The sequence below is a fragment of the Rhodopirellula sp. J20-39 genome (genome assembly GCF_057365095.1).
The window spans coordinates 7146292-7171034 of record NZ_CP195123.1 but is presented as its reverse complement, the minus strand read 5'-3'; the positions used below and the strand labels follow the sequence as shown (position 1 = coordinate 7171034).

Annotated in this window: 14 protein-coding genes and 1 pseudogene; 11 read left to right on the top strand and 4 right to left on the bottom strand. The window is 52.0% G+C overall.

Annotation, left to right across the window (positions count from 1 at the left end):
* The first annotated feature begins 57 nt into the window (after window positions 1-57).
* From ACR3ZL_RS26090 to ACR3ZL_RS26060, 7 genes and pseudogenes are all read left to right on the top strand, one after another.
* Window positions 58-1662, top strand: a complete 1605-nt coding sequence (locus ACR3ZL_RS26090) for a sulfatase family protein (protein ID WP_473650170.1) — start codon at window positions 58-60, stop codon at window positions 1660-1662.
* A gap of 255 nt (window positions 1663-1917) precedes the next feature.
* On the top strand, window positions 1918-3486 hold the full coding sequence (locus ACR3ZL_RS26085) for a sulfatase family protein (protein WP_473650171.1): 1569 nt from the start codon (window positions 1918-1920) through the stop codon (window positions 3484-3486).
* A 198-nt stretch (window positions 3487-3684) separates the two neighbouring features.
* Complete coding sequence (locus ACR3ZL_RS26080; protein ID WP_473650172.1) at window positions 3685-4914, top strand: alpha/beta hydrolase family protein; 1230 nt, start codon at window positions 3685-3687, stop codon at window positions 4912-4914.
* 115 nt (window positions 4915-5029) lie between these two features.
* A complete protein-coding gene (locus tag ACR3ZL_RS26075) occupies window positions 5030-6526 on the top strand; it encodes an arylsulfatase (protein ID WP_473650173.1) in 1497 nt (498 codons plus the stop codon).
* A 220-nt stretch (window positions 6527-6746) separates the two neighbouring features.
* The gene (locus ACR3ZL_RS26070) at window positions 6747-8639 is read left to right on the top strand and encodes a glycoside hydrolase family 97 protein (RefSeq protein ID WP_473650174.1); all 1893 of its coding nucleotides are present in this window, start codon (window positions 6747-6749) and stop codon (window positions 8637-8639) included.
* A gap of 3 nt (window positions 8640-8642) precedes the next feature.
* A complete protein-coding gene (locus tag ACR3ZL_RS26065) occupies window positions 8643-10007 on the top strand; it encodes a sulfatase (protein WP_473650175.1) in 1365 nt (454 codons plus the stop codon).
* A 71-nt stretch (window positions 10008-10078) separates the two neighbouring features.
* Window positions 10079-11555: pseudogene (locus ACR3ZL_RS26060) on the top strand (arylsulfatase).
* A 392-nt stretch (window positions 11556-11947) separates the two neighbouring features.
* On the opposite strand, the gene ACR3ZL_RS26055 reads toward ACR3ZL_RS26060, so the two are convergent.
* On the bottom strand, window positions 11948-12133 hold the full coding sequence (locus ACR3ZL_RS26055; protein WP_473650178.1) for a hypothetical protein: 186 nt from the start codon (window positions 12131-12133) through the stop codon (window positions 11948-11950).
* A gap of 95 nt (window positions 12134-12228) precedes the next feature.
* Window positions 12229-13410, bottom strand: a complete 1182-nt coding sequence (locus ACR3ZL_RS26050; protein ID WP_473650179.1) for a DUF1559 family PulG-like putative transporter — start codon at window positions 13408-13410, stop codon at window positions 12229-12231.
* A gap of 542 nt (window positions 13411-13952) precedes the next feature.
* Here ACR3ZL_RS26050 and ACR3ZL_RS26045 point away from each other — a divergent pair.
* The 4 genes from ACR3ZL_RS26045 (at window position 13953) to ACR3ZL_RS26030 (ending at window position 21731) form a co-directional block, all read left to right on the top strand.
* Window positions 13953-15632 (top strand): sulfatase family protein, encoded by a 1680-nt coding sequence (locus ACR3ZL_RS26045; protein WP_473650180.1) that lies wholly within the window; start codon window positions 13953-13955, stop codon window positions 15630-15632.
* 62 nt (window positions 15633-15694) lie between these two features.
* Window positions 15695-17491, top strand: a complete 1797-nt coding sequence (locus ACR3ZL_RS26040; RefSeq protein ID WP_486173078.1) for an arylsulfatase — start codon at window positions 15695-15697, stop codon at window positions 17489-17491.
* Window positions 17492-17601: 110 nt separating this feature from the next.
* Complete coding sequence (locus ACR3ZL_RS26035) at window positions 17602-19146, top strand: VWA domain-containing protein (RefSeq protein ID WP_473650182.1); 1545 nt, start codon at window positions 17602-17604, stop codon at window positions 19144-19146.
* Window positions 19143-21731: a hypothetical protein gene (locus tag ACR3ZL_RS26030; RefSeq protein ID WP_473650183.1), complete on the top strand. Its 2589-nt coding sequence runs from the start codon at window positions 19143-19145 to the stop codon at window positions 21729-21731. Before ACR3ZL_RS26035 ends, ACR3ZL_RS26030 begins: the two co-directional genes overlap by 4 nt.
* A 120-nt stretch (window positions 21732-21851) precedes the next feature.
* Here ACR3ZL_RS26030 and ACR3ZL_RS26025 read toward each other — a convergent pair whose 3' ends face one another.
* Together ACR3ZL_RS26025 and ACR3ZL_RS26020 are read right to left on the bottom strand one after the other, a co-directional pair.
* Entirely contained in the window at window positions 21852-23858 is a 2007-nt protein-coding gene (locus ACR3ZL_RS26025; RefSeq protein ID WP_473650184.1) for a mucoidy inhibitor MuiA family protein, read from the bottom strand.
* Between the two features lie 148 nt (window positions 23859-24006).
* Window positions 24007-24711 carry a hypothetical protein gene (locus tag ACR3ZL_RS26020; RefSeq protein WP_473650185.1) on the bottom strand — a complete coding sequence of 235 codons (705 nt, stop codon included), beginning with the start codon at window positions 24709-24711 and terminating at the stop codon, window positions 24007-24009.
* Between the last annotated feature and the right edge of the window lie 32 nt (window positions 24712-24743).

The window sequence follows — 24743 nt, the reverse complement described above, 5'->3', positions numbered from 1 at the left end:
CCCGGACGCATTCACTGGTGCCGGCGAATCTTTCCCGTTAAACGTTCGGAACTAACCATGAAATCAGTCTTGTTTTTGCTTGCCGCAATTGGTTCGGTATCGTTGTTGACGTCGACATATGCGGATGCGCCACCACCAAAAACATCCTTGTCGAAAGCGTCGCGTCCCAACATTGTATTTTTGCTGGCCGACGACCAATCGACTTACTCGGTGGGGTGCTATGGCAACAAGGATGTGCAAACACCCAATATGGACAAGATCGCCCGCGATGGTTTGCTGTTTGACAAACACTACAACACAACCGCTATTTGCATGGCCAGTCGTGCAAACGTGTTTACGGGCATGTACGAATATAAAACGGGATGCAATTTCAGCCATGGGGACATGCACGCGGAGACCTGGGCGCAGTCATATCCGGTGTTGCTGCGAAAGGCAGGCTATTTGACGGCCTTCGCTGGAAAGTTCGGGATCGTCGTTGAAGGAAAAGGCTTGTGCGAAAATGATTTCGATTTTTGGGGCGGCGGTCCGGGCCAAACCAGCTACAAGACATCAGCGAATAAGTCGATGGCCAAGTACGCCAAGGAATACCCTCACTCTACTTTGTCATATGGCGCTTTCGGGCAAGACGTGATCCGAGAGTCAGTGAAGCAGGGCAAGCCATTCTGTCTGTCCGTCAGTTTTAAAGCACCACACAAACCAGCTACCCCAGACCCGCGATTTGATGATGTTTACGCGGGTAAGACGTTTACGAAACCAGCGAACTTTGGCCGCGAGTTTGCTGAACACCTTTCGCCGCAAAGCAAGCAGGGCCGTCAATATCCTCGTTTCAGCGAGTGGAAATACGACACTGACTATGACGGGGAAATGGCGAAGTATCATCAGCAAATTTTCGGTGTTGACGTTGCTGTTGGCATGATTCGCGATGAGCTAGAAGCACAAGGTGTGGCGGATAACACCGTCGTGATTTACACCAGCGATAACGGTTACATTTGCGGTTCGCATGGATACGGATCGAAAGTGTTGCCGATGGAAGAATCCGCTCGGGTTCCGTTGATGATTTACGATCCGCGTAGTCCGCTCAATGGCAAGCAACTGCGATGTGACCAACTGACTGGAAATATTGATTTTGCACCAACCCTACTCGAGCTTGCCGGTGTGCCCGTCCCCGAGAAAATGGACGGCAAAAGTATCTTAGGTTTGTTGGGAGATCCCGAACAAGGCGGACACGATCAACTTGCCTTCATTAACACTTGGGGCGACTTACCCACTACCAGCATGACTAGCCTGACAAATCAATATAAATACACGTACTGGTGGTATGGGGATGACGAGATGGATCCCACTGAAGAACTGTTTGACACCAAGAATGATCCCCTGGAACTGAAGAATCTGGCGAATAATCCTGAGTTCAAAGAGGTGCTCGACAAAATGCGAAAGCAATACGATGCAGAGCTTGCGGCATGGAAGGAGAACGCTGTGGAGTACAACGACTATCAACGATTCGGGACCTTGTTTGATCGCAATGTTCCGCTTTCGAAAAAGAAGGATCTTCGGCGGTCTGACAGAAAGGCAGCTTCAAAGCCTGTTGTGGGTGCAACTGAAGCGAAGCAGAAAAGGCTTGAGAATCGAAAACGACGTCAGGCAAAATTGCAAAATCAATAGACTGGCGGTCGAAGGAGGCTATGTGATTTCGAAATGCAACCGCTCAGCGATCTAGAAAGTGACGCTTCGTGGGGGGGATCGGATGGTCGGCAATTATTGGCCGCAACCGGCGCGTTGCGATTGTAGTAACACTTTGTGGTTCGGCGTGTTTTGACGCAAAACGTTAGCTGGCTGCCGCATAACCACCTTCAAAACGCGTGGCGTTAGTTCATCATCGATGCCAGCCTTTTTGTATGCACATTTCGAGATAGCAGCATGTTTCGTATCGTCTGTATTTGTATCGTCCTAATTTCGTTGATCGGTATCGTTGATGCGGCGGATAACAAGCCTAACGTAGTCTTCGTTTTCGCTGACGACATGGGTTATGGGGAAATCGAAGCACTGAACCCGGAGCGGAGTCAAATCCCGACTCCTCATCTGAATCAGTTGGCGGCTGAAGGTATGGCCTTTACTGATGCGCACACTAGTTCATCGGTTTGCTCTCCGTCTCGTTATGCGTTGCTGACGGGACGCTATAACTGGCGAACCCGTATGCAGGGCGGTGTGCTTACCGGTGGGAAGGAATGTCTCATTGCATCCGACCGATTGACGCTCGGCAAGTTGTTTCAGCAGCATGGTTACGACACCGCCATCATTGGGAAATGGCACCTCGATTATCAGTACGATATTCCCAAGTCATTGAAAGGCCAGCAGCCAAAGAAGACGAAAGTTCGGTTCCCTGCATCGGTTCCGGTGGGCACTCAAGTTGTTGGCGGACCGGTAACACGAGGGTTTGATACGTTTTTTGGCTTTCATCATGCACGCAGCATGAGCAGCATTGTGCGGGATGATCAGATTGTCGAAGAGATCGATGTCGTGGACGTCTTGCCGCGACTGACACAGGAGGCGGTGAGCTATATCGCCGATCATGCCGCGGAATCAAAGTCAGGTAAACCGTTCTTTCTATACTTGCCACTTAGTTCGCCGCACACACCGATCGTGCCTGCGGACGATTGGGAGGGCAAAGGTAAAATCGGCCAGTACGGCGACTTCGTCGCGCAAACCGACGGCACCGTTGGCGCTGTCGTGGAAGCACTGCAGAGCAACGGTGTGAGCGATAATACCATTGTCATTTTTAGTGCGGATAACGGCACTTCAAAAGCAGCGAACATTGATTCGTTGCAGTCCAAGGGGCATTTCCCAAGTGCTAGCCTGCGAGGCTCGAAGGCGGATCTTTGGGATGGTGGGCACCGTGTGCCTTTCATTGTGCGATGGCCGAAGTCCATTGAAGCCGGCTCGCAGTGTGATCAACTTATCTGCCTTTCAGACTTGATGGCGACATTCGCCGAACTGTTCGAAATTGAGTTGGCAGCCGACGAGGCTGAAGACAGTATCAGCTTTTTATCGACTTTGTCGGGTGAGTCGCCTGTCCAGCCACGAACCGCTATTGTTCATCACTCCATTTCCGGACATTTTGCGATTCGGAAGAATCAGTGGAAGTTGTTGCTCTCACCCGGATCCGGTGGGTGGAGTTCACCTAAGGATACGGAAGCTTTTAAATCAGGCCTTCCTGAAATGCAGCTTTATGATTTGTCCGAAGATCTTGGCGAGACGAAAAACTTGATTAAGTCGCATCCCGAGAAAGTAGCTACGCTTTTGGCGTTGCTGGAATCCTATGTCGATCGGGGGCGAAGTACGCCGGGTGCCGCACAGTCCAACGATGCGAAAATTGACATCTGGAAAAAGCGGTTGTGGCAAAAGAAGCAGACGCCGAAGCAAAACGATGCTTCCAATAAGAAGAATCGTAATCAGAAGCGAGTGAAGGCCGAAGCCGCAGCATCCTAGGGATTAACGCGATGATGCGGTTGCTGTTCAAAGCATGTTTGTAGTTTTTTGCACTCAGGGCTTTTGGGTGAGGGCTTATAGGGTTCTCGGGTGAAGCGGTCACCGTTAGGGATGCCAAGCGCCCTGGGCTATCACTGTTTTGCTTTCGGGGGATGCCATATGACAAAACTGTTCGTACCTTGAAGAGAATGCGTTTTAATGAATCTACTAAGATTGATGCTGTTGCTTGCCCTTTCGCTCGTTCCGGTGAACAGCGTGCTGTCGCAATCTTTCGCGGAGCAGCGAGCCAAGGTCGAATCGCTTGGTCAACTGACACAATCGCCAGCGTTTCAGGAAGCGACTGACTTCAATACGGATCCTAAGCTCTCTGCGGAGCTTCGAGCGATTTACTACGATGCTTTGGACTGGAAGGGGAAGCCGACCAAGGTGTTTGCTATCTTAGGGATTCCTAAGGATCGCCAAGATAAAGTGCCAGCGATTGTGTTGGTTCACGGGGGTGGCGGTAAGGCGTTTCCAGAATGGGTACAGAAATGGGTCGATCAAGGTTATGCCGCGATCAGCATGTCGGTGGAAGGGCACACGACGACACGAAAAACACATGATTGGTCGGGGCCTGAGCGAATGGGTATCTACCATGATTCATCCGAGCCCTTGGTTGATCAATGGATGTATCACGCGGTCGCCGAAACGGTCTTGGCAAACTCCCTGATGCGTTCGTTGCCGGAAGTGGATGAAGATAAAGTCGGGTTAATGGGGATATCTTGGGGCGGTGTGATTACCAGCACTGTTGTTGGGATAGACAATCGTTTTGCATTTGCGATTCCCACCTATGGATGTGGGGATCTGGCCACATCGATGAATCAATACGGAAGGGCATTAGGCCAGAATCAGATATATCAACAGGTCTGGGACCCGATGCTGCGATTTGACCAAGCCACCATGCCGATGCTTTGGTTTTCATGGCCCCAAGACAAGCACTTTCCCATGAATCACTTTGCGGCGTCATATTCAACCGTTTCGGGCAATCGCATGGTTTCGCTGGTTCCCAATATGCGGCATGGACATGGACCTCCGATGAACCGACCTGAGCCTTATGCTTTTGCCAACAGTGTGATTGAGTCAGGAAAACCATGGTGTTTGCAGGCTCATGCGGCGCGAAAAGGTGACTTGTTTGAAGTTGTGTTCGAAACCACTAAGCAACTCGACAAAGCGGTGCTCGTCTGGACGGCGGATGATGGAGTGACTGGAGAACGAGAATGGGTCGAAAGACCAGCCAAGCTGCAAATTGATCGAAATTCCGTGATAGCTTCGGCACACATACCCCAGGGAGCGACCGCCTGGTTCATTAATGTGGTGAGTGATGGATTGATTACTAGCTCTGACTATCAATCTGTCGCAGCCGAATTGGCTGAGAGTTCAAATCAGTAAGATCGAACAATGCAGCCAAATGTTATACGCAATTGTTTGCGTCGCGGGTTGACCTTTGATGCCCCAGAATGACCAGTCGAAAAACATAAAACGTAGCCACGGGAAAGACCGCAGAATGAATTGCCAACGACGAACGTTTCTTGCCGGAATTTGTGCACTCATCATCGTTGCATATACGCCCTGTTTGCGTGCCGACACGCTCATCGGTTCGCGGCCCAATATTGTGTTTGTGCTAACCGATGATCAGGGCATGGGTGATCTGTCTTGCATGGGTAATGAGGTGGTGCGGACACCGAATATTGATCAGCTTTACCGCAATTCGATTCGGTTTACTGATTTCCAAGTAAGTCCGACGTGCGCACCGACTCGAGCGGCTTTAATGAGTGGCCGTCCCCCGTTTAAGGTTGGCGTGACGCATACGATTCGTCAGCGAGAGCGATTGGCACCGGATGTATTTACATTGCCCCAAGCGTTGAAATCGGCTGGCTACGCAACCGGCTTGTTTGGCAAATGGCATCTAGGCGATGAGGAAGCTTATCTGCCGCAGAATCGGGGTTTCGACGAAGTGCTGATGCACGGCGCCGGTGGGATTGGACAAGTCAGCCTTGGAGATTTTCCGCCCAATAAAGACAATGTCTATTTCGATAACGTGTTATTGCATAACGACACGATCGTTCAAACGCAGGGATTTTGCACCGACGTCTTTTTTCAGGCGGGTTTGAACTGGATTAAGAAACAGACTGAATCTGGATCTCCTTATTTTGCATACATTGCCTTAAATGCACCCCACGCTCCGCTCGCTGCTCCGGTGGAATCCAAGCAACGTTTCCTTGATCTAGGCTATGACGAGGGTACCGCCGGACGTTACGGGATGATCGAGAACATTGACGACAATGTCGGACTGCTGCTACAGAAGCTTAAGCAATGGGAGGCATTGGAAAACACGCTCGTGATCTTCATGACCGACAATGGGGCAACACATTTAGGCGGTAGGCTGAACGGTAAGCGAGTCAAACACTACAACTTTGATATGAGAGGTGGTAAGAATTCGCCGAATGAGGGCGGTACACACGTCCCGGCGTTCTTCTATTGGAAGGGGAGGTTCGCCGAAGGAGTCGACGTCGATGTCTTGACCGCACACTTGGATATCTACCCAACATTCGTCGACCTTTCTGGCGCAAAGCTTCCCGTACAAATGCAGCCTCTGGACGGTCGATCGTTGCTTCCTTTGTTGTCTGATTCGAATGCGGAGTGGCCTGACCGGGAGTTGTTTGTGCATTGCGGTCGATGGAAAGACGGCGAAATGGAAAACGACAAATTCAAAAAATGTGCGGTGCGGACTGAGCGGTGGCGATTGGTTAACAATACTCAGCTCTACGACATCTCAGCGGATCCTAAGGAGACCGAGGATGTTGCTGGGGCTAATCCGGAAGTCGTTCAGCGACTGCGGGATAGCTACAACAATTGGTGGGATTCCGCTGTACCGTTGATGGTAAATGAAGGTCTAGCAAGCATTAGACCAGCCGATCAACCGTTTGCTGTTCGGTACGCGAAACAGAAGGAAGAAGGTGGTGTTCCCGAATGGAGTCCTGAAGAATCGTTTGTTCGATAGTGGGAAACGCGTTTGTTCAGACTCGAGCGAAGTGTCTGAATTAGAATCGGTCATGACGGTAGAGCGGGACTCGCTGAAAGGTCTTACGCTTAGCCAAGTTCGCATCTGTTCATGCGAGCTCGTTCTTCGTCGCGGTCGCAATGATTGAATCGAAGACATGCCACTTTTGGCATTCGAATGTCCAGAAACGAATAGGGTCCGAAGTTTGTTTGCGATCAATATGAGATGTTTGGTGTGGAGCGTTGCGTTTTTCACCACAGTGGAAGCGTGTGCGGAAAACTACAAAGTAGCTTCGCCCAATGAGGCGGTTGTGGTGCAGGTGACGTGCACCGATACGAAGCTGTCCTATCAGTTGTCATGGAATGACGAGGCATTGATTGGCCCATCGACCCTCTCGCTATTTGAGCGGTCACGTTACAAAGTTTTGGGTAATGAAACGAAGGACGTTGACGAGAGTTGGGAACCTGTATGGGGGCAATTCAGTGTTGTGCGGGATCATTGTCGCGAATTGACGGTGCACTTGTCGGTTTCCGGTGCCAAGGTTGATCTGGTTTGTCGGGTTTACGACGAGGGTGTTGGGTTACGGTTTGTCGTTCGTAAGCAGCCTGGCTTGGAGAATAAACCAGTCAAGTTCCATTTTGAATGGAACGCAATATCGGATCTTGCTGGATACTTCCCCAATGGGGAACGCATGCCATTGGGACCGCTGCGATTAAGTGAGTGGTCCGCAGGGAAGCGGAAGACACCCAAGACGCTTTCTATGCCCGCGGTATTCGGTTTAGGCGATCATCGTTATATCAGCTTTTTAGAATCCGATCTTTATACTGCCAAGTTGTTTACAACGATGAGATTATCGACGGGGCAAGGTACCGGCTCGGTTGTGCATGACGCTACGGCGAAAGCTACCGACGATGGATTCGTGACGCCTTGGCGTGTGGTGTTACTAGGGGAAGAACTCGGTGATCTGATCGTCAACACGGTTCCATTGAACTTGGCGGCGCCTTGTCAAATCGAAGGTCCAAGTTGGATTGTGCCCGGCAAGGGGCTTTGGGATTGGCGGATTCATGGCTACGACAATGGTGAGTTTGTTTATGGCATCGACACGCGTAGCTATTTACGATTAATCGATTTCGCGTCCGCTCAAGGCCTTGAGTACCTCACTATTGATGATCATTGGTACAAAAATGCGAAGAATGGCAAGATGACGGTTGCACCGGAAGTGGACATCGAAAAAGTGATGTCGTATGCCAAGGAAAAAGGCGTGCGGATTATGCTTTACTACGATCGCAAGAAGGGCAACTTCGGCGATGAATATCTTTATCCTTATTATCACGATCTGGGGGCATCGGGCATCAAGTACGGATTTATGGGCAACGCTGCTTCGTTCACGCGAGGTGCGAATGAAGCTGCGGCGGCGAACAAATTGCTGACTAACTTTCACGATGGACCGACGCCGATGATCGGAGTCGGCCGTACTCTACCTAACGCGATTACTCGCGAGTATTGCCACGCGCAGCAGGATTCACGGCGAGCTTTCACGCCGGAGACATTTTTGAAGATGGCGATGGTGAATGCAATCAGTGGCCCGCTGGATCAGGCGAATGGCAACTTTGGTTTGCGTAGCATCAATGCGGGTGAACGTCTCAAGGGGCCGCGTTTGAAGAACTCTTACGTCTCGACGGTTACCAGTGAAGTGGCTCGCACGTTGGTGATTTTTTCAGGGATGATCACGTTACCCGACGCACCGGAAGAGTACTTGAAGAAAGCAGATCTATTCGACTTCCTTAAGCAAATGCCAGCGACCTGGGATGAGTCGCGAGTGCTTCATTGTAAGATGGGAGAATACATCACCACGGCTCGCCGTTCAGGTGACACTTGGTATGTGGGTAGTGTGAATAGCGAGACTCCCCGCGATCTGGACATTGAGCTAGGTTTCCTGGATCCAGGGGTTACGTACCAAGCCACTCTTTTTCAGGATGCCTCGGACTCGCATGGGATCGATAATCCGGAGGCGTACCAAGTAACGTCACAGACTGTTACGTCCGCCGATGTTATCACTTCTTCCATGGTGCTCGGTGGCGGGCATGCCATGATCTTAAAACCTAAGAGATAGGTGATGATAAAGACATTCGCTTTTATGTGCATCGGTCTAGTCTGGATGGTGGACGCGATAGCCGGTGCAGGGCCAGGGCGGCCACACTCGAAGCCTAATATTGTCTTCATCATGGCCGATGACCTGGGGCCGGGATGGGTCGACTTCGATGGAAGTCATCCGGAAATAAACACGCCCAATTTGGAGCGGTTGGCACGGTCTGGGATGGTTTTCACCAGGGCTTATTCGGCGGCGACGGTTTGTTCGCCGACACGAGCGGCCTGCATTACTGGAATGTCGCCCGCACAGATTGGGCTGACGACCCACATCCCTGGGATTGCCGGCAGAGAACGCCATATGAAAGGCAGTCCGCGTGATGCGAAATCGCTGACTCACTTGCCGCTGGATCTTCCCAGCTATGCTCGAGAGCTAAAGAAACAGGGTTATGCCACCGCATTCATGGGAAAGTGGCATTTGGCTGGGGAAGGATCGGTGAAAACTCGTGATGGAATCGTTGATCGCCAATATCATCCTGAGCACTTCGGCTTTGATCTCAACCTAGGTGGTTGTGCATATGGGCAGCCGAAAAGTTGGTTTGATCCGTACAAGAACGGAACAATTCCAGGGCGAACGCCAGGCGAGTATTTGACCGATCGACTAGGTGAAGAGGCGGCCGCCTTCATTGCAAGTCAGGATGAGCAGCCATATCACTTGTCGTTGTGGTTCTATTCAGTACACACACCCATAAGGGCTCCCAAGGACCTGGTTCAGAAGAATGGAGGAGATGCCTATCTTGCGATGCTTGAGAGTATGGATAACGCGATTGGCAAAGTACTCGATGCGGTTGAGTCTACCGGTAAACGGGAGAATACTTTGGTCGTGTTTTATTCTGACAATGGCGGCGCCAAACGCACCGCTTGGCTAGCGGACAAGAAAGGGTCGCTTCACGAGGGTGGCATACGCGTACCGATGGCGGTGTCGTGGCCTGGCGTGATCCGACCTGGAACTGAAACGGCAATACCGGTGACGTCGATGGACTTCTTTCCCACGTTCGTGAACGCTGCCGGCGGGAGTGCAGCGGAGTTCAGGCAATTGGAAGGCGTGGATCTGATGCCGCTATTCTCGGGTAAGAAGGAACTCGGTAGGGAAGCGTTGTTCTGGCACTATCCTCACAATCGTCCCGACGTGAAGCTATTTATGGGGAGTGCGATTCTGGAGGGTGATTGGAAGTTCTATCAGGGCTACGGGCTATTCGAGAATGCGCTCTTTAATCTGAACGATGACCCACTGGAAGAGAACAACGTAATTCAAAGCAACCCCGAGTTGGCAGACCGATTGCGTGTTCGGCTCAACAGGTGGCTAGAGAGTGTTTCAGCTCAAATGCCCTGAGTTGCTATGTGAATGTGAATCTCGATAATTCTTTCGAACTGACTGAATACCAAAAGCTAACTGGATCTGAAATGAAAATTTGTATCGTCGCGGTAGTAGCCTTGTTTGCGTTGACGGCTTTGCCTTCAACGGCGGAGTCCTTGCATGGCTCTCGACCCAACATTGTTTTGGTCATGACCGATGATCAAGGCTATTTCGATTTGGGGTGCCATGGACATCCCTATCTTCAGACGCCGAACATCGATCGCTTGTATACCCAGAGCACTCGGTTCACCGACTTTCACGCCAGTCCAACTTGCGCCGACGCGGGCGGCTTTGATGTCGGGACGTGCTCCATTCAAAAACGGTGTCACTCATACGATTTTAGAACGCGATCGAATGACGCTTGATGCGACCACGATCGCACAGGTTTTAAAAGCTGCTGGTTATGCAACAGGAATCTTCGGCAAGTGGCACTTGGGTGACGAGGACGCATACCAACCGCACAATCGTGGTTTTGATGAAGCCTTTATCCATGGGGCAGGAGGCATTGGCCAGAGCTTTTTAGGAACGCAAAGCGATGCACCGGGAACTAGCTATTTTAATCCGATCATAAAACACAATAACCAGTTTGTTCAAACGAAAGGCTATTGCACCGACGTCTTCTTTCAGCAAGCGTTGGGCTGGATTCAGGCGAACAAAGACAATGACAAACAGCCGTTTTTCGCGTACGTGCCTACGAATGCTCCGCACGGACCCTATAACGTCGAAAAGCGTTATTCCGACATGTACGAGAAGTTCGCCGATCCGAAGAGTAAGAAGAAGTCTGCCGCGTTTTACGGAATGATCACCAATATTGATGAGAACATGGGCACATTGATGCAAAAATTGGAAGATTGGAACCTTACTGACAATACGCTGCTTATTTTTATGACTGACAATGGATCCGCTGCTGGTGATTACGCTCCAAATATGAAAGGAAAAAAGGGTTCACCTCACGAGGGTGGTTCTCACGTGCCGTTGTTCATGCGGTTGCCGGGGAAGATCAAGCCGGGAGTGAATGTCGACGCACTGACGCGGCATTACGATCTGTTTCCGACACTGGCCAGTTTGGCAGGGGCTTCGGTTCCTGAAAGTGTCGAGCTGGATGGCCGTGATTTGCTTCCGTTGTTGGAGGGGCCTAATGCCGATTGGCCCAATCGAAACCTTTTCTTTCATGTTGGCCGATGGAATAAGAAGGGCGCAGGGAAGCGATGGGGTGCTGGAGAAACAGGCCCGGATCTCGCGAAGTATCGTGGCTTTGCAGTTCGAAACAAAGAATGGCGGCTCGTTGAAGATGAGCTGTACAACATCAAGAACGACCCGGGTGAAGTTGAAAATGTCGCTCGAGAAAACCCCGAGGTGGTTTCTGAAATGCGAAAGGCATTTGATGCGTGGTGGGATGAGGTTCGGCCCCTGATGATCAACGAAGATGCTCCGCTTGACACGCCCAAGCCATTTCGTGAGCAGTTCCTGAAGCAGAAGGAAGAAGACGGTATCGACGATTGGGTTCCGCCTGCACTTAGCTGAATCAGGGTGTTCAAAACGCCTGGAGTCGTCTCGTGGATCATAGCCAGCGGCCGAGGCTGTTGGCTGTTCGGCGGAACTGAGGATCTCGACGAAGTTGCGGATCCAAGATTGCTATCGGAACGTTGAGAGTGTTCGGTATCAAACAGTGGTTTGTCGCGACCAAAGGGGGATAGCCTGCCTGTTGCCGCGGCAATGTAAAAAGAGCGTCTTGGATCGTATTCGATATCCAAGAGTCGGAACGAACGAACAATTGGCGATCCATTTCAGATGGCGTCTACATCATCAAAACAATCAAAGCGAGTAAGCAATTTAGGCTTACTCGCTTTGAGGAAAGATTTTTCGTGATAGCTCGCTGACGTTCCTTTTAAAACGTGGCGACAACCAGATCGGGGCTAAGGGGTGTCGGTGGCCGTTTCGTCTTCGGCCGCCATGTCGTCCATCCCTTGTGAATTGAGTCGATTGTACTCTTCAATCTTTGCTGCATCGGCGTCGTCGGTGACGTTGGTTAGGCCTTCATCGCTACAGCCCGTAAGTGCAATCGCGATGCAAATGCAGCCAGCCCAAAAGAATGTTTTCATGAGATTTCCAATTGAAGGTGTTGAGGAACTAATTTGATCTGCGGTGAAAGCAAAGCTCCGGCCTAAGCAATAGACCGGAGCTGAGACGAGCATGTTTAGAACTCAGTATCAATCACTTCTTTAGCAGCGCGAGTACCGAGTGCTCCCCAAAGTCCATAGGGACTCTGTTCGCCGGGCTTGTTGTTTGCCCAGATGTTTTTGGCTCTCTCGTCGCCTGCTTCAATGGAGTCGGTGATGAATTTAACGGCTCCATCGCCCATCAACACGTGGACCCCACCTTGGTGACGACTCGACATCGTTGCAGTCGAAGTAGTACCTGCCGCGTTGTACGCGCCACAAATTTCACGGTTGGGTGAAAGAATAGTCATGCAGCCGGAGTAGACGGGCAGGAAATCGGCCCACTTATATCCTCGGCCATGCGTCGCGTTCGTGTTAACAGTGTGTGCTGGGTCCCAGAATTGAGGGCGATCAGGAAGTACCTTTCCTTTGCAGCTCGATGGCGTGTTGCGGACCTGACCAAAGGTTGGCTTCTTGTTCGAATTGTTTCGCCAGTTGATTGTGCGTTTGTCGTCGTCGCCGAGGTGGGTCGCGATCTCACCGGCAGCAATTGTGTTGCTGAGGCCATCTAGGCAGTCTCGGAACTTTGACTTCGCAACTGGTTTAAAGAATCCACGGTGGGAAGCTCTCGCACCTTCCTGGTTGGTTTTGTCGGTACGGTTGCCATTCCAAGGGCCGTTTTCTTGGCCAACGATCGAATCGCCAACGCATGCGGCGTAATTCGTACGACCTAGTGAGGGAAGGCCTTGTCCTGGATCGCTTGGGCAGCGATATCCAGGGATGTTGGTCGCCCAAGGGTCGTAGGCCAATGTATCAGGAGTTGGTCCCATTGCTGGGTAGCCGTCGTTTGGGTTGGAGATGGTTTCCCACAACGCTTGTTGCTCGATGAAGGGGGTGATCCCGACGAGCATGCTGAGGCGAAGGCGGTTCCCCTTGCTGGAAGGACGCCAGTACGACCACGGGCCAGCGTCTGTTCCGGTGGCTCCGGCAAATGGCACGGTTCCTGAACCGTGGTTAGGCAACTGCTTGTAAGCCGAGTGATAGTTGTGAATCGCCAGTCCAATCTGTTTGAAATTGTTGCTGCAGCTCATGCGGCGAGCCGCTTCGCGAGCGGCTTGAACCGCTGGTAAGAGTAAGCCAACTAGTACGCCAATGATTGCGATTACAACAAGAAGCTCCACCAACGTGAAACCATGTGATTTGCGAGGATGATTGCTCATGTCTCAAAACCTTTGTACGAGTGATTAGATGTATGACGCAGTTGACGTGGTGGCCCGGTTTTCGCCCAGTTTCGGTTCGGCCAGGTGAAGGGCTATCAGAAGGTCACCAGCATTGTACGCATTGCTTTATTGCAGGGTTGTCCTCCGTTTGGATGACGCTAAGGGGTTTTAATCGCTGTTAAATTCGTTTTTAGTTGCCTGATTTGCCAAGTTTGGTGCAAATTCGACTTTTGGGAGCGGCATGGAGGGTAATTTCGCGGATTTGATGACAGTGTCGCAAATCGTTAAAGTCCTGTCGCGGATCGCTCTCGAAATTTGCCCAGGCTGCGATCAATGTCTGAGGTGGACAGTTACTAGTCGTCAAGGTGGCATCGGCAGTGTGAGAGGTCGGTGACTGTTGAAACGGAGCGAACCTAGAGGAAGTGGCGACCGTGTTAGCGTTATTGACAACGCGAATACTTGTCCGGAATAGAATTGCGGACCAGATAAGAATTGAGGGGTGCTGCAAGCCAGGTTATGAACGCGAACATTAGGATTAGCCGATGAGACAATTTTTCGACCAGACCGCGGATCACGAGACTGTGGGGCAAGCGACGATCGATCGTTTTGGGCTGTCGATAAGTCCATTTCGCGACCGAAGTATCTCACGTCGGAATTGGAAACTTGCTGGCATCGTGTTGTTGTTCTTGGCGACCTTTGCGTTCGACCGGCCGGCGTCATCCCAAGAAGTGAAGCCGAACATCATCGTTATCTACACCGATGACCAAGGTTACGGCGATGTCAGTGCGCTGAATCCAAACGCGAAGTTTCAAACACCTAACTTGGATCGGCTAGCGAAAGAAGGAATCGCCTTCACCAATGGTCACAGTCCAGATTCGGTTTGCACACCTTCGCGGTATGGATTGCTGACAGGACGATATTCTTGGCGTACCGCTCGCAAGCAAGGCGTCATGGGGGCGGAAGGCACATGCATGATCGCCGACGGTCGAATGACCTTGGCTTCGCTGCTGAAACAGAACGGTTATCACACGGGAATGGTTGGCAAGTGGCACCTGGGCATGGACTTTCCGGGAACACCGAAGAACCGCGATTGGACGCAACCAATCAAAGACATGCCGCTCGATAAAGGATTCGAGTATTTCTATGGTGTGCCTGCTTCACTCAATTATGGCATTCTCGCCTGGTTCGAAGGGCGCTATGCCGCAGTGCCGCCGACGTTGTATACCAACAAGAAAAAGAATCCTCGGCATGTGGACTACCGGATCATGCCACCGTACGAGGATAGCCCGGGGCCTTCCAAGGATCCGAAGCGGACGATCAAAAAGGGATTCGAAGTTGCCGAGGATTTCATCGACAACCAATGCCTAACTCGCTTCACCGATAAAGCCATCGAATGGATGGGGGCGAAGGTTTCCGATGCAAAGGAAGGGAAGCCGTTTTTCTTGTACCTGCCATATACGTCACCACACTATCCGGTTTGCCCACTGCCTGAGTTTCATGGACAAGGGGATGCGGGAGCCTACGGCGAGTTCGTAATTGAAACAGATTATCACGTCGGCCGAGTCCTCCAATTCCTTGAGAAAACCGGCTTAGACGAAAACACGTTGGTTGTTTATACGAGCGACAACGGGCCTGAAAAGTCATGGCCGGGAAGGCTTGAGAAGTTCGGGCATGACAGTCGAGGCGGGCATCGCCAAGGGAAACGCTCGGTTTACGAAGGCGGCCACCGAGTTCCTTTTTTGGTGCGTTGGCCAGGTGGGATTCGCAAACCCGGGCGGACTTCCGATCGGTTGGTCGGGCAGACGGACCTCTTGGCGACGTTTGCCGAATTAGTTGATGCCGATTTGCCAGTCGACGCGGGGGAAGATAGCCAGAGCTTTGCTTCGGTTTTGTTGGATCCGCAAGATGATGAAGAACGATTGCCATTGATCGCCCACGGCAATAGCCCTGGCGATTTGCGTTATGCAATTACTGAGGGCGATTGGAAGTTAATTTTGCCAGCGGGCAAACGTAAGTCGGAACTCTACAACCTTGAACAAGACCGGATGGAAGAGACAAATGTGGCCGATGAACATCCGGAAGTCGTAGATCGCCTTACGCAAACCATCACACGAATTGTCGTGCAAGGGCGAACGACTCCTGGTGGAGCGTCACCCAATGACACCGGATACTGGAAGGATCTGACATGGATAACGGATGCTCAATACAAATCGATGCAATGATTCTTTGAGCCAGTTTGTTCTCGACCTTATTCCCCTTTTTTACTCACTACGTGTTTGCCCCCATGAACCAAAATTTGCGTACGTGCCTGTTGGCTGTCGGCCTCTTTGTTACAGGAACCTTGTCTGCGGCTCCGCCCAATGTCGTCTTTGTCATTAGTGATGATCAAGGCTATGGCGACCTTGCTTGCACCGGCAATCCCATCATCAAGACTCCGAATATTGATAAGCTGGCGTCGGAAAGTTCAGGCTTGAGCGATTACCACGTCGCACCCACTTGTTCGCCAACCCGTTGTTCGCTGTTGACTGGGCACTGGACGAATCGCACTGGCGTGTGGCACACGATCATGGGGCGTTCAATGCTGCGTGAAAACGAAGTCACGGTCGGCCAGATGTTCACCGACGCTGGTTATCAAACAGGCATGTTTGGCAAGTGGCACCTAGGCGATAACTACCCCTATCGACCTGAAGATCGAGGCTTTACAGAAGTCTACCGGCATGGCGGTGGCGGCATCGGGCAAACTCCCGATGTTTGGGACAACGCTTACTTTGACGGTTCGTATTTTCACAATGGCGAGATCGTTCCCGCCAAAGGTTTTTGCACGGACGTCTTCTTCGATCAAGCGAATCAGTTCATCAGTAAATGTGCCAAGCAGAAGCAACCTTTCTTTGCTTACATCTCGACAAACGCACCGCACAAACCACTGCATTGCCCGCCGAAGTACACCGAGATGTACAAAGGACAGTCTGACAACATCGCCGCCTTTTACGGCATGATCACCAATATCGATGACAATGTTGGTAAGACCCGGAAGTTGATTCAAGAGCTGGGTGTTGAAGATAACACGATCTTTGTGTTTACCACCGATAATGGAACGGCCAGTGGTGCAAAGGTTTACAACGCAGGGATGAAGGCTGGCAAAGGTAGTCCTTACGAAGGCGGTCACCGAGTGCCATTTTTCTTGCATTGGCCAGCCGGCGGGATCACGAAACAGCACGATGTGACGACGCTCACACACGCGGTGGACATCGTTCCGACCTTGTTGGAAATGACAGGTGTCGAAAAGCCAGAAGGGGTCGAGTTTGATGGCGTATCAATAGCCTCTTTGTTAGATCCTAGCAAGGACGTCGAATGGACAGAACGATTCGTGATCAGCGATTCGCAACGCGTGCGAGATCCTATCAAGTGGCGTAGCTCTTCGGTCATGTCGCAAAAATATCGACTGATCAACGGCAAGCAGCTTTACGATATCACGGCGGACCCAGGTCAGAAAAACGACATTGCAAAAGAGCATCCCGAAGTCGTCGAGACGATGCGAGCGTTTTATGAAAAATGGTGGGCTGAGCTTGAGCCAACGTTCTCGCAGACCACCGAGATCTATCTTGGGCATGCCGAGCATCCGGTCGTCCGTTTGACGGCTCATGATTGGATTCAAAAGGCCTATCCACCTTGGCATCAAGGGATGGTCCGAGAGGCCAGCGCGAAATCGTCCAAGGGAGAAAAACTTTCGCATCTGGGGTATTGGGCGGTCAAGGTCGTTCGCGACGGTAAGTATCAGGTATCGCTTCGTCGTTGGCCCGCTGAATCGGGTGCAGCGATCAATGCATCATTGCCACCTGGCGAGAACGTTCCTGGTGCTACGGTCCCTTTCCGTGCCACGCCTGGAAAAGCAATCGGAGCGACCCATGCGGTGCTGCGAATCGACGACAAAGATCTTGAGCGAAAGCCGGTCGCTGCAGATGCGGAAGAAGTTAGCTTCGTCACCGAGTTGAAGGAGGGTTCTCATCAGCTCGCACCGGTCTTTGAGATCAAAGAAGGGGAAGTGGGAGCCTATTACGTCGTCGTGACGAGCCTCGACTAAGTCGAGTGTCGTTAGTACGGCAGGTTACTTGGTTCTGAATGCGGTTGCCGAACTGGCGCCGCAAAAGCCGAGTGTCATTTTACTGTTCAATTTGAAACAGCGAGTCAGTTATGCCTAAAACGTCAGCTAGCGAAACGCAACTCGCTTCGCCCCGCCGTTCGAGTCGGAAGCGGATGGTGACGGTTTCGAATGGGACAGAGATATTTCTTGCACCTGCGGCAGATATCGATCGTTTAAACGCCGATGGATATTATCGGCCGGCCGATGAAGGCAAGACGGTTGTTGTTAGGGACGGGCGACTCGTCGAAGTGCCACTGGATCGAGCATCCGACGCGATCGAACTGGGGTATTCTGACTTGCTGCTGCGTGAGCGACGCAAGACGGCGGTCAATTCGAAGCCGAAATTTTCATCGAGTGAAACTGCGGTCGCTGTCGCTTCCTCCGTCGTTGTCGATGACGTCGGCGCCGAGGCGACGACCGCTGATGCAGTGGATTCAACTGGTTCTGATCAGGTAACGCCGAGCTTAGCCGCAGACAATTCGGCTAGTCCGTCGGTTGGTGAGTTTGACATTGTTAATATCGCTGAGAGTGCGATTGAGCGAGAGCTTCGTGCAGAAGAAGAACGCCTCGCTGAAACCGAGGGTTGGCGGCACTATGCTTTGCGAACGCAATATTGGCTTCGCCATCGCCGTTCGGGGTTGATGAAGCAACTCGGCGGTGGAGGAATCAGCATTGCGATTCATGTTGCGATCGTGCTGTTGTTGGCAAGTTTTTATCTCGTACAGGAACAGCCCAAAGAGTTGACGTTTGCGTCATCTATGTCGCTCAATGAAGAGTTGCCCAGTGAGGTGATGATTGAGACGGAGATGATCGAAATTGTCGATCCTAGCGAGACGACTCCCGAGGAGGTCGCGCCCACGGAGGAATCCACGGTGGAAACGAATGATCCAGTGGATGCGACCGATTTTCTTGATTCAATCACCGGTGCGGCGGTCAGTGTCGCAGAGAAAGCGAGTAAGCCAAGCAAGACTGTGAATGTGCCTACCGCCTTTGGCAGCAAGTTGAGTTTCGTGAACTACGTGTTTGTGATCGATAACTCAAATAGCATGACCCGAGGACGTTTTGAAACCGCTTTGATTGAATTGATGAAGACAGTCAATCAGCTCAACAAAGAACAATACTTTTACGTGATCTTCTACAGCGATACGGCTTACGGGATGTTGTACCCCAACGTCGTACGCCAGCTTTTTCCCGCAACCGAACGCAACAAGCAGAAGCTGGAGAAATGGCTTCAGACCGTTCAGTTGTGCTTGAGAACCAATGGCAAGGAGGCGATCCAAGCTGCTCTTGATCTGAACCCCGATGTGATCTTCGTGCTGGGTGATGGTGCATTCACTGATGGTGCTGATGTTCACTTCGCAAAGAACCCACACAAGCGGATTGTGATCCATACGAGGGGAATGGAAGTCGACGCTAAAAACGCCAAGGCTTTTCAGAAGTTAGCCCAGTCGCATCGCGGCAATTACAAGGACGTCGGCGTCAGTCCCGAAGGTGCTGCGATGGCCAAGAAGTATCCTCGTTACCGGAATAACACCCGCGGACCGGTTTGGGGAATCACTCTTCCGTTGCAGCCAAAGGCGAAGAAGAAAAAGTGAGTTCTGCAATCCGTCAACTTGCCTGTCCGGTTTGTCTGAAACGTCACCAGCTTACCGAGACGCAACAGGGATCCGTGGTGCGGTGTTCATGTGGCATCACGCTATTTTCCGCTGATGGAAAGAAGTTGATCGCTGCTCTGGATGAGATGCCAGTAGCATTGCAAGAGTCGAAACCAACGGTTGCACCAGAGATGATTCAGAATAATGACTCGTTGGCGGTGCAGCGTCCTGAACAAGAAGATGAACCAGAGCTTGGTGGTCCGGTCGAGATGAATCCTGACTCCGAGGTGCGAACGGAAGTTCAGGCCAGGCCAAGCTTGGTCTTAGATGTTGAAAAGCAAACGCCCGAACCAAGTAGAGTCAGTGCTAAGGAACGAAGTAAAACACCTTGGTTTACCATTGTCGGGATCGCGACTGTGGTGCTGTTTTTCGTCGGAGCATTGACGGCGTTTTTGCTGCGTGATGATGGAGCGGTGGATCCGCAAGCTGGGAAGTCACAAGTTGCGTCGCGTACAGGTGCGGCGGGACGAAAGGTATCTGGGCAAGCCCACCGTGGTCCCAATACGATTGAACCGGGCAGGTTGTCTAAGTTGTTGGCTCAGGTTCCACTGCCAGAACAAGAAGCGATGCCGAACTTGGCTCAACCAGTTGCGATGAAACGTTCCGAGACGCACTCTTCGGGCGATTCAGCGGAGTCGCCGTTCGGCAGTCGTACCGCTCCCAGGAATTTTCAATTACCTAAAGCTGCCGACGCTCGCAAGCAAATCTCGCCCGTGGAGGTCTCACCGCTGCCGAGTTCCTTTGATGATTCGTTTGCATTGGCGTTGGATCGCTATCAAAAGCTTAATGCGAAATCAAAAGAGGAGCAGCAAGGTGAAAAATACTTCAACGATCTTGGCGAGACCCTTTTTCTGTTGCGCCATGCTTATCAGTTGTCGTTGCACGATGACGATGTGAAAAAACGAAACGAGCTGACCTACTTGCTTTCGTTTGTTTCATTGAAAGCTGGGTATCCGATGGATGCTGCGATCTACGGCGAGATGACGGTTCGTTTAGGCGATAGCAATGAACAGTCAACACGGGAAGCCGCGATGATCGCGTTAGCGGCAGCCCAGGAATGTGCTGCGATACAGTGGGGTGACATCAACGACGTTGGTGAGATCCGCTTGATGCAAACCGTTGCTACTCTATTCGACAAGAAGTGGCCGGATGATCCTCAGCACGATGCAATTTGGATGAACGTGGGACGGTTGTTCAATAACTACGGGCGGCCTTTGGCTGCTGCGTCTGCTTTTCTAAAGATCTCGGAGGATTCGGGAGATTTCGCGGATGCACAATTTGCTGCCGGGGCTGCTTATTGGGACCAATTCATCGACGAAGCGAGTGTCGAGAAACCGAATGCGGCTGTATTAGTTCAACGACTCAAGTTGGCTTCCAAGCATTTGGCGATGGGGGTTAACAAGCAAGAAACGAAAGCGAAGCGTCCGACGCTTCCCATCTTCACAGCGAAGTTGACGCTAGCACGGATTGCCGATCGGCTTGGGCAAACCGATCGCGCCTTGCGATGGCTCGAAGATGGAGCCTCGCCTCTGGCGGAATCGATTACCGTCAATCGAAGACGACCGGCGGGCAAACTGGTCGTCTCACCATCGCAAGCTCGCAGCCTATTCGAATTGTCGTATGAACTTCGGAGTCACCAACAGGATGCAGCGGGCGCCGCGAAGGCACTTCAACAACTTGCCAAGGTTCTTGGTCCGGAACATCGTGGCGAGATTGCTCAAATGCATCTGCTGGCAGCCAAGCGGCAGGTCGATCAGATGACGAGTAAGCGGCCGCTTCGGATCAAAGAGGCTGATCAGCTCGAGTCGATGATGGCTGCTATTCCAAAGCAGGGAAATGGCTTAAGCCTTTCGGATCGGCTTTGGATTGGCGAATCGTGGGCACAGCTTGCCGGTTCGGCAAGCCCGGCTTTGGCCATTCGTTGCTACACCAATGCTGCTCAAGCGTACGCCGGTGCTGAAAAGCACCCCGAGATCACGCCGGGAAAGCTCGCGTCGATTCGGTTGCGCAGCAGCGAGCTGTTGCAACAGGCTGGTAAGCACGAAGCTTCACTTGCTCAGGTGGAATCCATTTTACGAGATTCACCCAACGTACTTCAGTTGCAATTACGCGCGGTTAAAGCAACCGAACAAATCGCGATCGAAGCTAAGTCGATCGAGGGGATCCGCAGTGCACTTTATGGAAGACTGGATTCAGAGGGACAACCGACGGACTCACCGATATGGGGATGGGCAAAATTAACCGGCCAATTACAGAAACTGCGTTACTCACCGAATGCAACTGAGGCACAGAAAACGCAATTCCTAGAAGTACAGTATCGCTTGGCCCGGTGCCGTTGGTTGCTCGCTGGCGTCACCAACGATCCGCAAGAAAAAGAGCAATTGATTGGCAAAACCCGTAAGCAACTTCGCCAATTGTTGGCTTTGGTCTCACGTGAGAACCCAGACCATTTGAAGTGGATCGACGCACTCGAGCATGTGAAGGACGTGCTTGAAAATCCAGTCGGGCAGGGCTCGGCTGTGTAATGCGTTGATTAGCGGAACCGCATTGGCAACGGTGCTGCTTTAGATCAAATACTCTTGTGTGATGTCGTCAGGTTTGCATGTCTTTGAGGTTTGCATTTCCTTGAAGGGCAATAGGCTGGCTTAGTGTCCTAAGCCGCCACCCATGCCACCACCGAACGCGTCGCCTGTGTTCAGATCGGCCAAATCTTTTTCGGTTGCCGGAGGCACTGAAAGCACATGGCTGCGGTCGAATTCGACACTGTAAGTGTAGGTGATCTCGAATGCTTGGCTGCCATGGCTAGCTGCCGGTACTTCCAGGTCCCAACGTAGGATGCCAAGCGGCCGCAGCATTCGCAGATACAACGCGTCGTCACTGATCGCGACTGAGGTGTCGCCCAGTTCAACGTTGGTTTGTTGAGATTGGCCGCTGAGTGGAACACGGTCAAGAACGCGAACGCGAATTTCGCGATCCTTGAAGTTGTTGACCACCAGCTTGTAGGTTGATTTTAAGCGTTTGTTGCCGCCCTGTACGGACTCTTCTTTGCTAACCAGTTCACGTCGTGTCCGAACCTGCCCGTCGGCGCCAAATCCGATCGTAAGGCGTTGTCCACTCGCGGTTGTGGGTAGCGTCATGGTGCCAACGAAACGGTCATTCAAATAGATCGATGCTGGTCCGCTAAGCAAGCCGATATCAAGATGGTTTCGCAGTTCGACTTCTCGATAGGCGAAGCTTGATAGCAGTGGTGTGGCGGTGTGGTACAGCTTGCCATCGAATTGGGCGTCGACTATTTCGACAAGTTGTTGTTCACGTCGAGATTGCAGGCTGACGGTGCCGCCGAGCGGATAGGTTTGGCTGGCGACTTCGTCTTCCGCATCAGCGGCAAGGCCTCGGGCGGTTGTGGAGGAAGCTCGTAACTCGATTTCCTGCATTTCGCCGGCGATTCGGTTCAGTGCGACATCGCGTTTCTGTTCGGCAGCATGGCCTTTGGTGCCTGGGTCGGAGTATTCGACCTGGCGTTGTTTGCTGCGAAGTGATTGCAGCTTGTTTTTCAAATAAGCACCCCCAGCGGATTGGCTAGGCATCGCTTGTTGGCTGGCTTGGTTCATGTTGGACTGGATCGAGATATCACCGAACGGATCATCGGCTCGTTCCAAGAGTTCACGCACTTCGTCGTTCGCTTGGTGCGGCGGGATGGCGGCTACTCGCAGCGGAGTCAGTGTTGGCCCCGACGCACTCACCGAAGGAGACGCGGTGGAGAGTGTGAGTTGAACACCGTTCCAATCTTCGCCGCTAAGTTGTTGGATGATTGCTCCATAGCGAAGAGCAACATGATCGGATTCCACCTCTCCTTTGATCGAATACTGGGGCGACCATTGGCAGCCTCGCACGCTGTAGCTGAGGCGAATCGTTGCGTTGGTTTCTTCGGTTTGAGCGTCTTCGTTATCAGAGGCGGCAACATCCACGAAGATCCGCGCACTGTAGCGAGTCTTCGGGGATCCGGCGGTGAGCTTGGCGCGTTCGCGATTGGCTTGTTGGATCTTGTTGTTGATCTCTTCCCGTTCACGTTCAACCGAATGAAGGCGACTGCTGAGTTCTTCACGTTGATCGTGGGCCAGAGACCACATGCTTTCAAGCGTGTCGGCATCCAATACGCCACGATTCAAATCGTCCTGAACCGTCTTGTGGGTGAACGTGGTCATTCGCTCAAGCACAGCGACATGACTTTGCGTCAGTTGTTGAATGTGAGCCAAGTCCTTGAGTTCACGCGACAGTGAAGCCAGTTTGGCATCAAGCTGTTGGACTTCTTCTCGCACACTGCCGTCGATAGGATCTTGAATCACCCGGACAGCACGAATCGCGATCGCCTCGGTTCCCTCGGCGAAGACGCTGTTAGGGATCAATTGTTCGGGAAGCCCCTGAACAACGATTTCACGTGAACCCGTTCCCGGATCAATTGAGATCTCTCGCGTCACCAAGGCGGAGTCACGGTACAGCGTGACCTCAGTGATTTTACCGGTCGCGGCATTGAGGTCGGAATCTTTGGATGCTGAGTCAGCGGCGCTTGATTGCGTCTCTGCCGAAGCAGTAGGCGGGGCGGTTGGTGCCGGCTGCGCCAGGGCAGTGGAAACCAGGGTGATGGGAGCCATCGGCCCTGCCATTAGGCACGCCACGAAACATCCGGCAAAACTTAAACCACGCATCGCAAACCTCAGCGGCAGACAGAAAGGGAAGAGGTCTCCCAGTCTAGCCAAAATGGAATGCGAAACAGATCAGCAGTGCGTTTTCGCTAGAAAGTTACCAACTCTCAGCGGTGGATTCGTCTTCGACACCTAGACGGGTCTTAAGCTGCTGGAAGCGGTCGTAGAGACGCTCGCTGCTGCTATGGACATGTTCGGCTTCGGTGATGAAGCGAATTTGGTCGTCTGGATAGACATCTTGGCCAATCAACGTTTCGCGAAATCCGTCCAGAGGTGAACCGTAGGCGATCAGCAACTTGTGCTCGTCCAGCTGAACTTCTTGCTGTTGGCCTGGGTTGATGATGGCGATTCCGGTGCAACCGTCATTGAGCAGCACGTCTTCGAATTCCATCAAGATGCTCTTCAGCACTGGAAGGTCGATGTGCTCACGATAAAGGTCTTCGTGATGAGAACTGCTGTGGTGACTTGTTTCTAGAACGACGTCGACCACATTGCCCAAGTGGTCAATCATTTCTAGGAAAGTGTCCATCAACGATGTCTTCGTCGCCGCAGCCATGATGACTGGGGTGGTCGCTCCGCTGGCTTCGTCGACATATTTGTCGTATCGGAAGCCTTGGCGAGGTGAGACTTGGATGTCGTAAGAAGGACGGATAGCGTCAGTTAACTCGAATGCCCCATAGGTTTTGATACCCATATGAACTTGAAGTTCATCGTCAGTCAGTTTTTCGAAACTGCCCGGTGCTACCGGGACGCTCGGAGTGTCTTGGCTGTTGGGACGAAGGATGCGTTTAAGGAAGCCCATCGTGTTGGTCAATCAGGAGAACGCGGTGCGTA

What these genes read in the sequence shown, in the direction of transcription:
- ACR3ZL_RS26090 (WP_473650170.1), top strand. Translation starts at nt 58, where the DNA reads ATGAAATCAGTCTTGTTTTTGCTTGCCGCAATTGGTTCGGTATCGTTG.
- ACR3ZL_RS26085 (WP_473650171.1), top strand. Translation starts at nt 1,918, where the DNA reads ATGTTTCGTATCGTCTGTATTTGTATCGTCCTAATTTCGTTGATCGGT.
- ACR3ZL_RS26080 (WP_473650172.1), top strand. Translation starts at nt 3,685, where the DNA reads ATGAATCTACTAAGATTGATGCTGTTGCTTGCCCTTTCGCTCGTTCCG.
- ACR3ZL_RS26075 (WP_473650173.1), top strand. Translation starts at nt 5,030, where the DNA reads ATGAATTGCCAACGACGAACGTTTCTTGCCGGAATTTGTGCACTCATC.
- ACR3ZL_RS26070 (WP_473650174.1), top strand. Translation starts at nt 6,747, where the DNA reads ATGAGATGTTTGGTGTGGAGCGTTGCGTTTTTCACCACAGTGGAAGCG.
- ACR3ZL_RS26065 (WP_473650175.1), top strand. Translation starts at nt 8,643, where the DNA reads ATGATAAAGACATTCGCTTTTATGTGCATCGGTCTAGTCTGGATGGTG.
- ACR3ZL_RS26055 (WP_473650178.1), bottom strand. Translation starts at nt 12,133, where the DNA reads ATGAAAACATTCTTTTGGGCTGGCTGCATTTGCATCGCGATTGCACTT.
- ACR3ZL_RS26050 (WP_473650179.1), bottom strand. Translation starts at nt 13,410, where the DNA reads ATGAGCAATCATCCTCGCAAATCACATGGTTTCACGTTGGTGGAGCTT.
- ACR3ZL_RS26045 (WP_473650180.1), top strand. Translation starts at nt 13,953, where the DNA reads ATGAGACAATTTTTCGACCAGACCGCGGATCACGAGACTGTGGGGCAA.
- ACR3ZL_RS26040 (WP_486173078.1), top strand. Translation starts at nt 15,695, where the DNA reads ATGAACCAAAATTTGCGTACGTGCCTGTTGGCTGTCGGCCTCTTTGTT.
- ACR3ZL_RS26035 (WP_473650182.1), top strand. Translation starts at nt 17,602, where the DNA reads ATGCCTAAAACGTCAGCTAGCGAAACGCAACTCGCTTCGCCCCGCCGT.
- ACR3ZL_RS26025 (WP_473650184.1), bottom strand. Translation starts at nt 23,858, where the DNA reads ATGGCTCCCATCACCCTGGTTTCCACTGCCCTGGCGCAGCCGGCACCA.
- ACR3ZL_RS26020 (WP_473650185.1), bottom strand. Translation starts at nt 24,711, where the DNA reads ATGGGCTTCCTTAAACGCATCCTTCGTCCCAACAGCCAAGACACTCCG.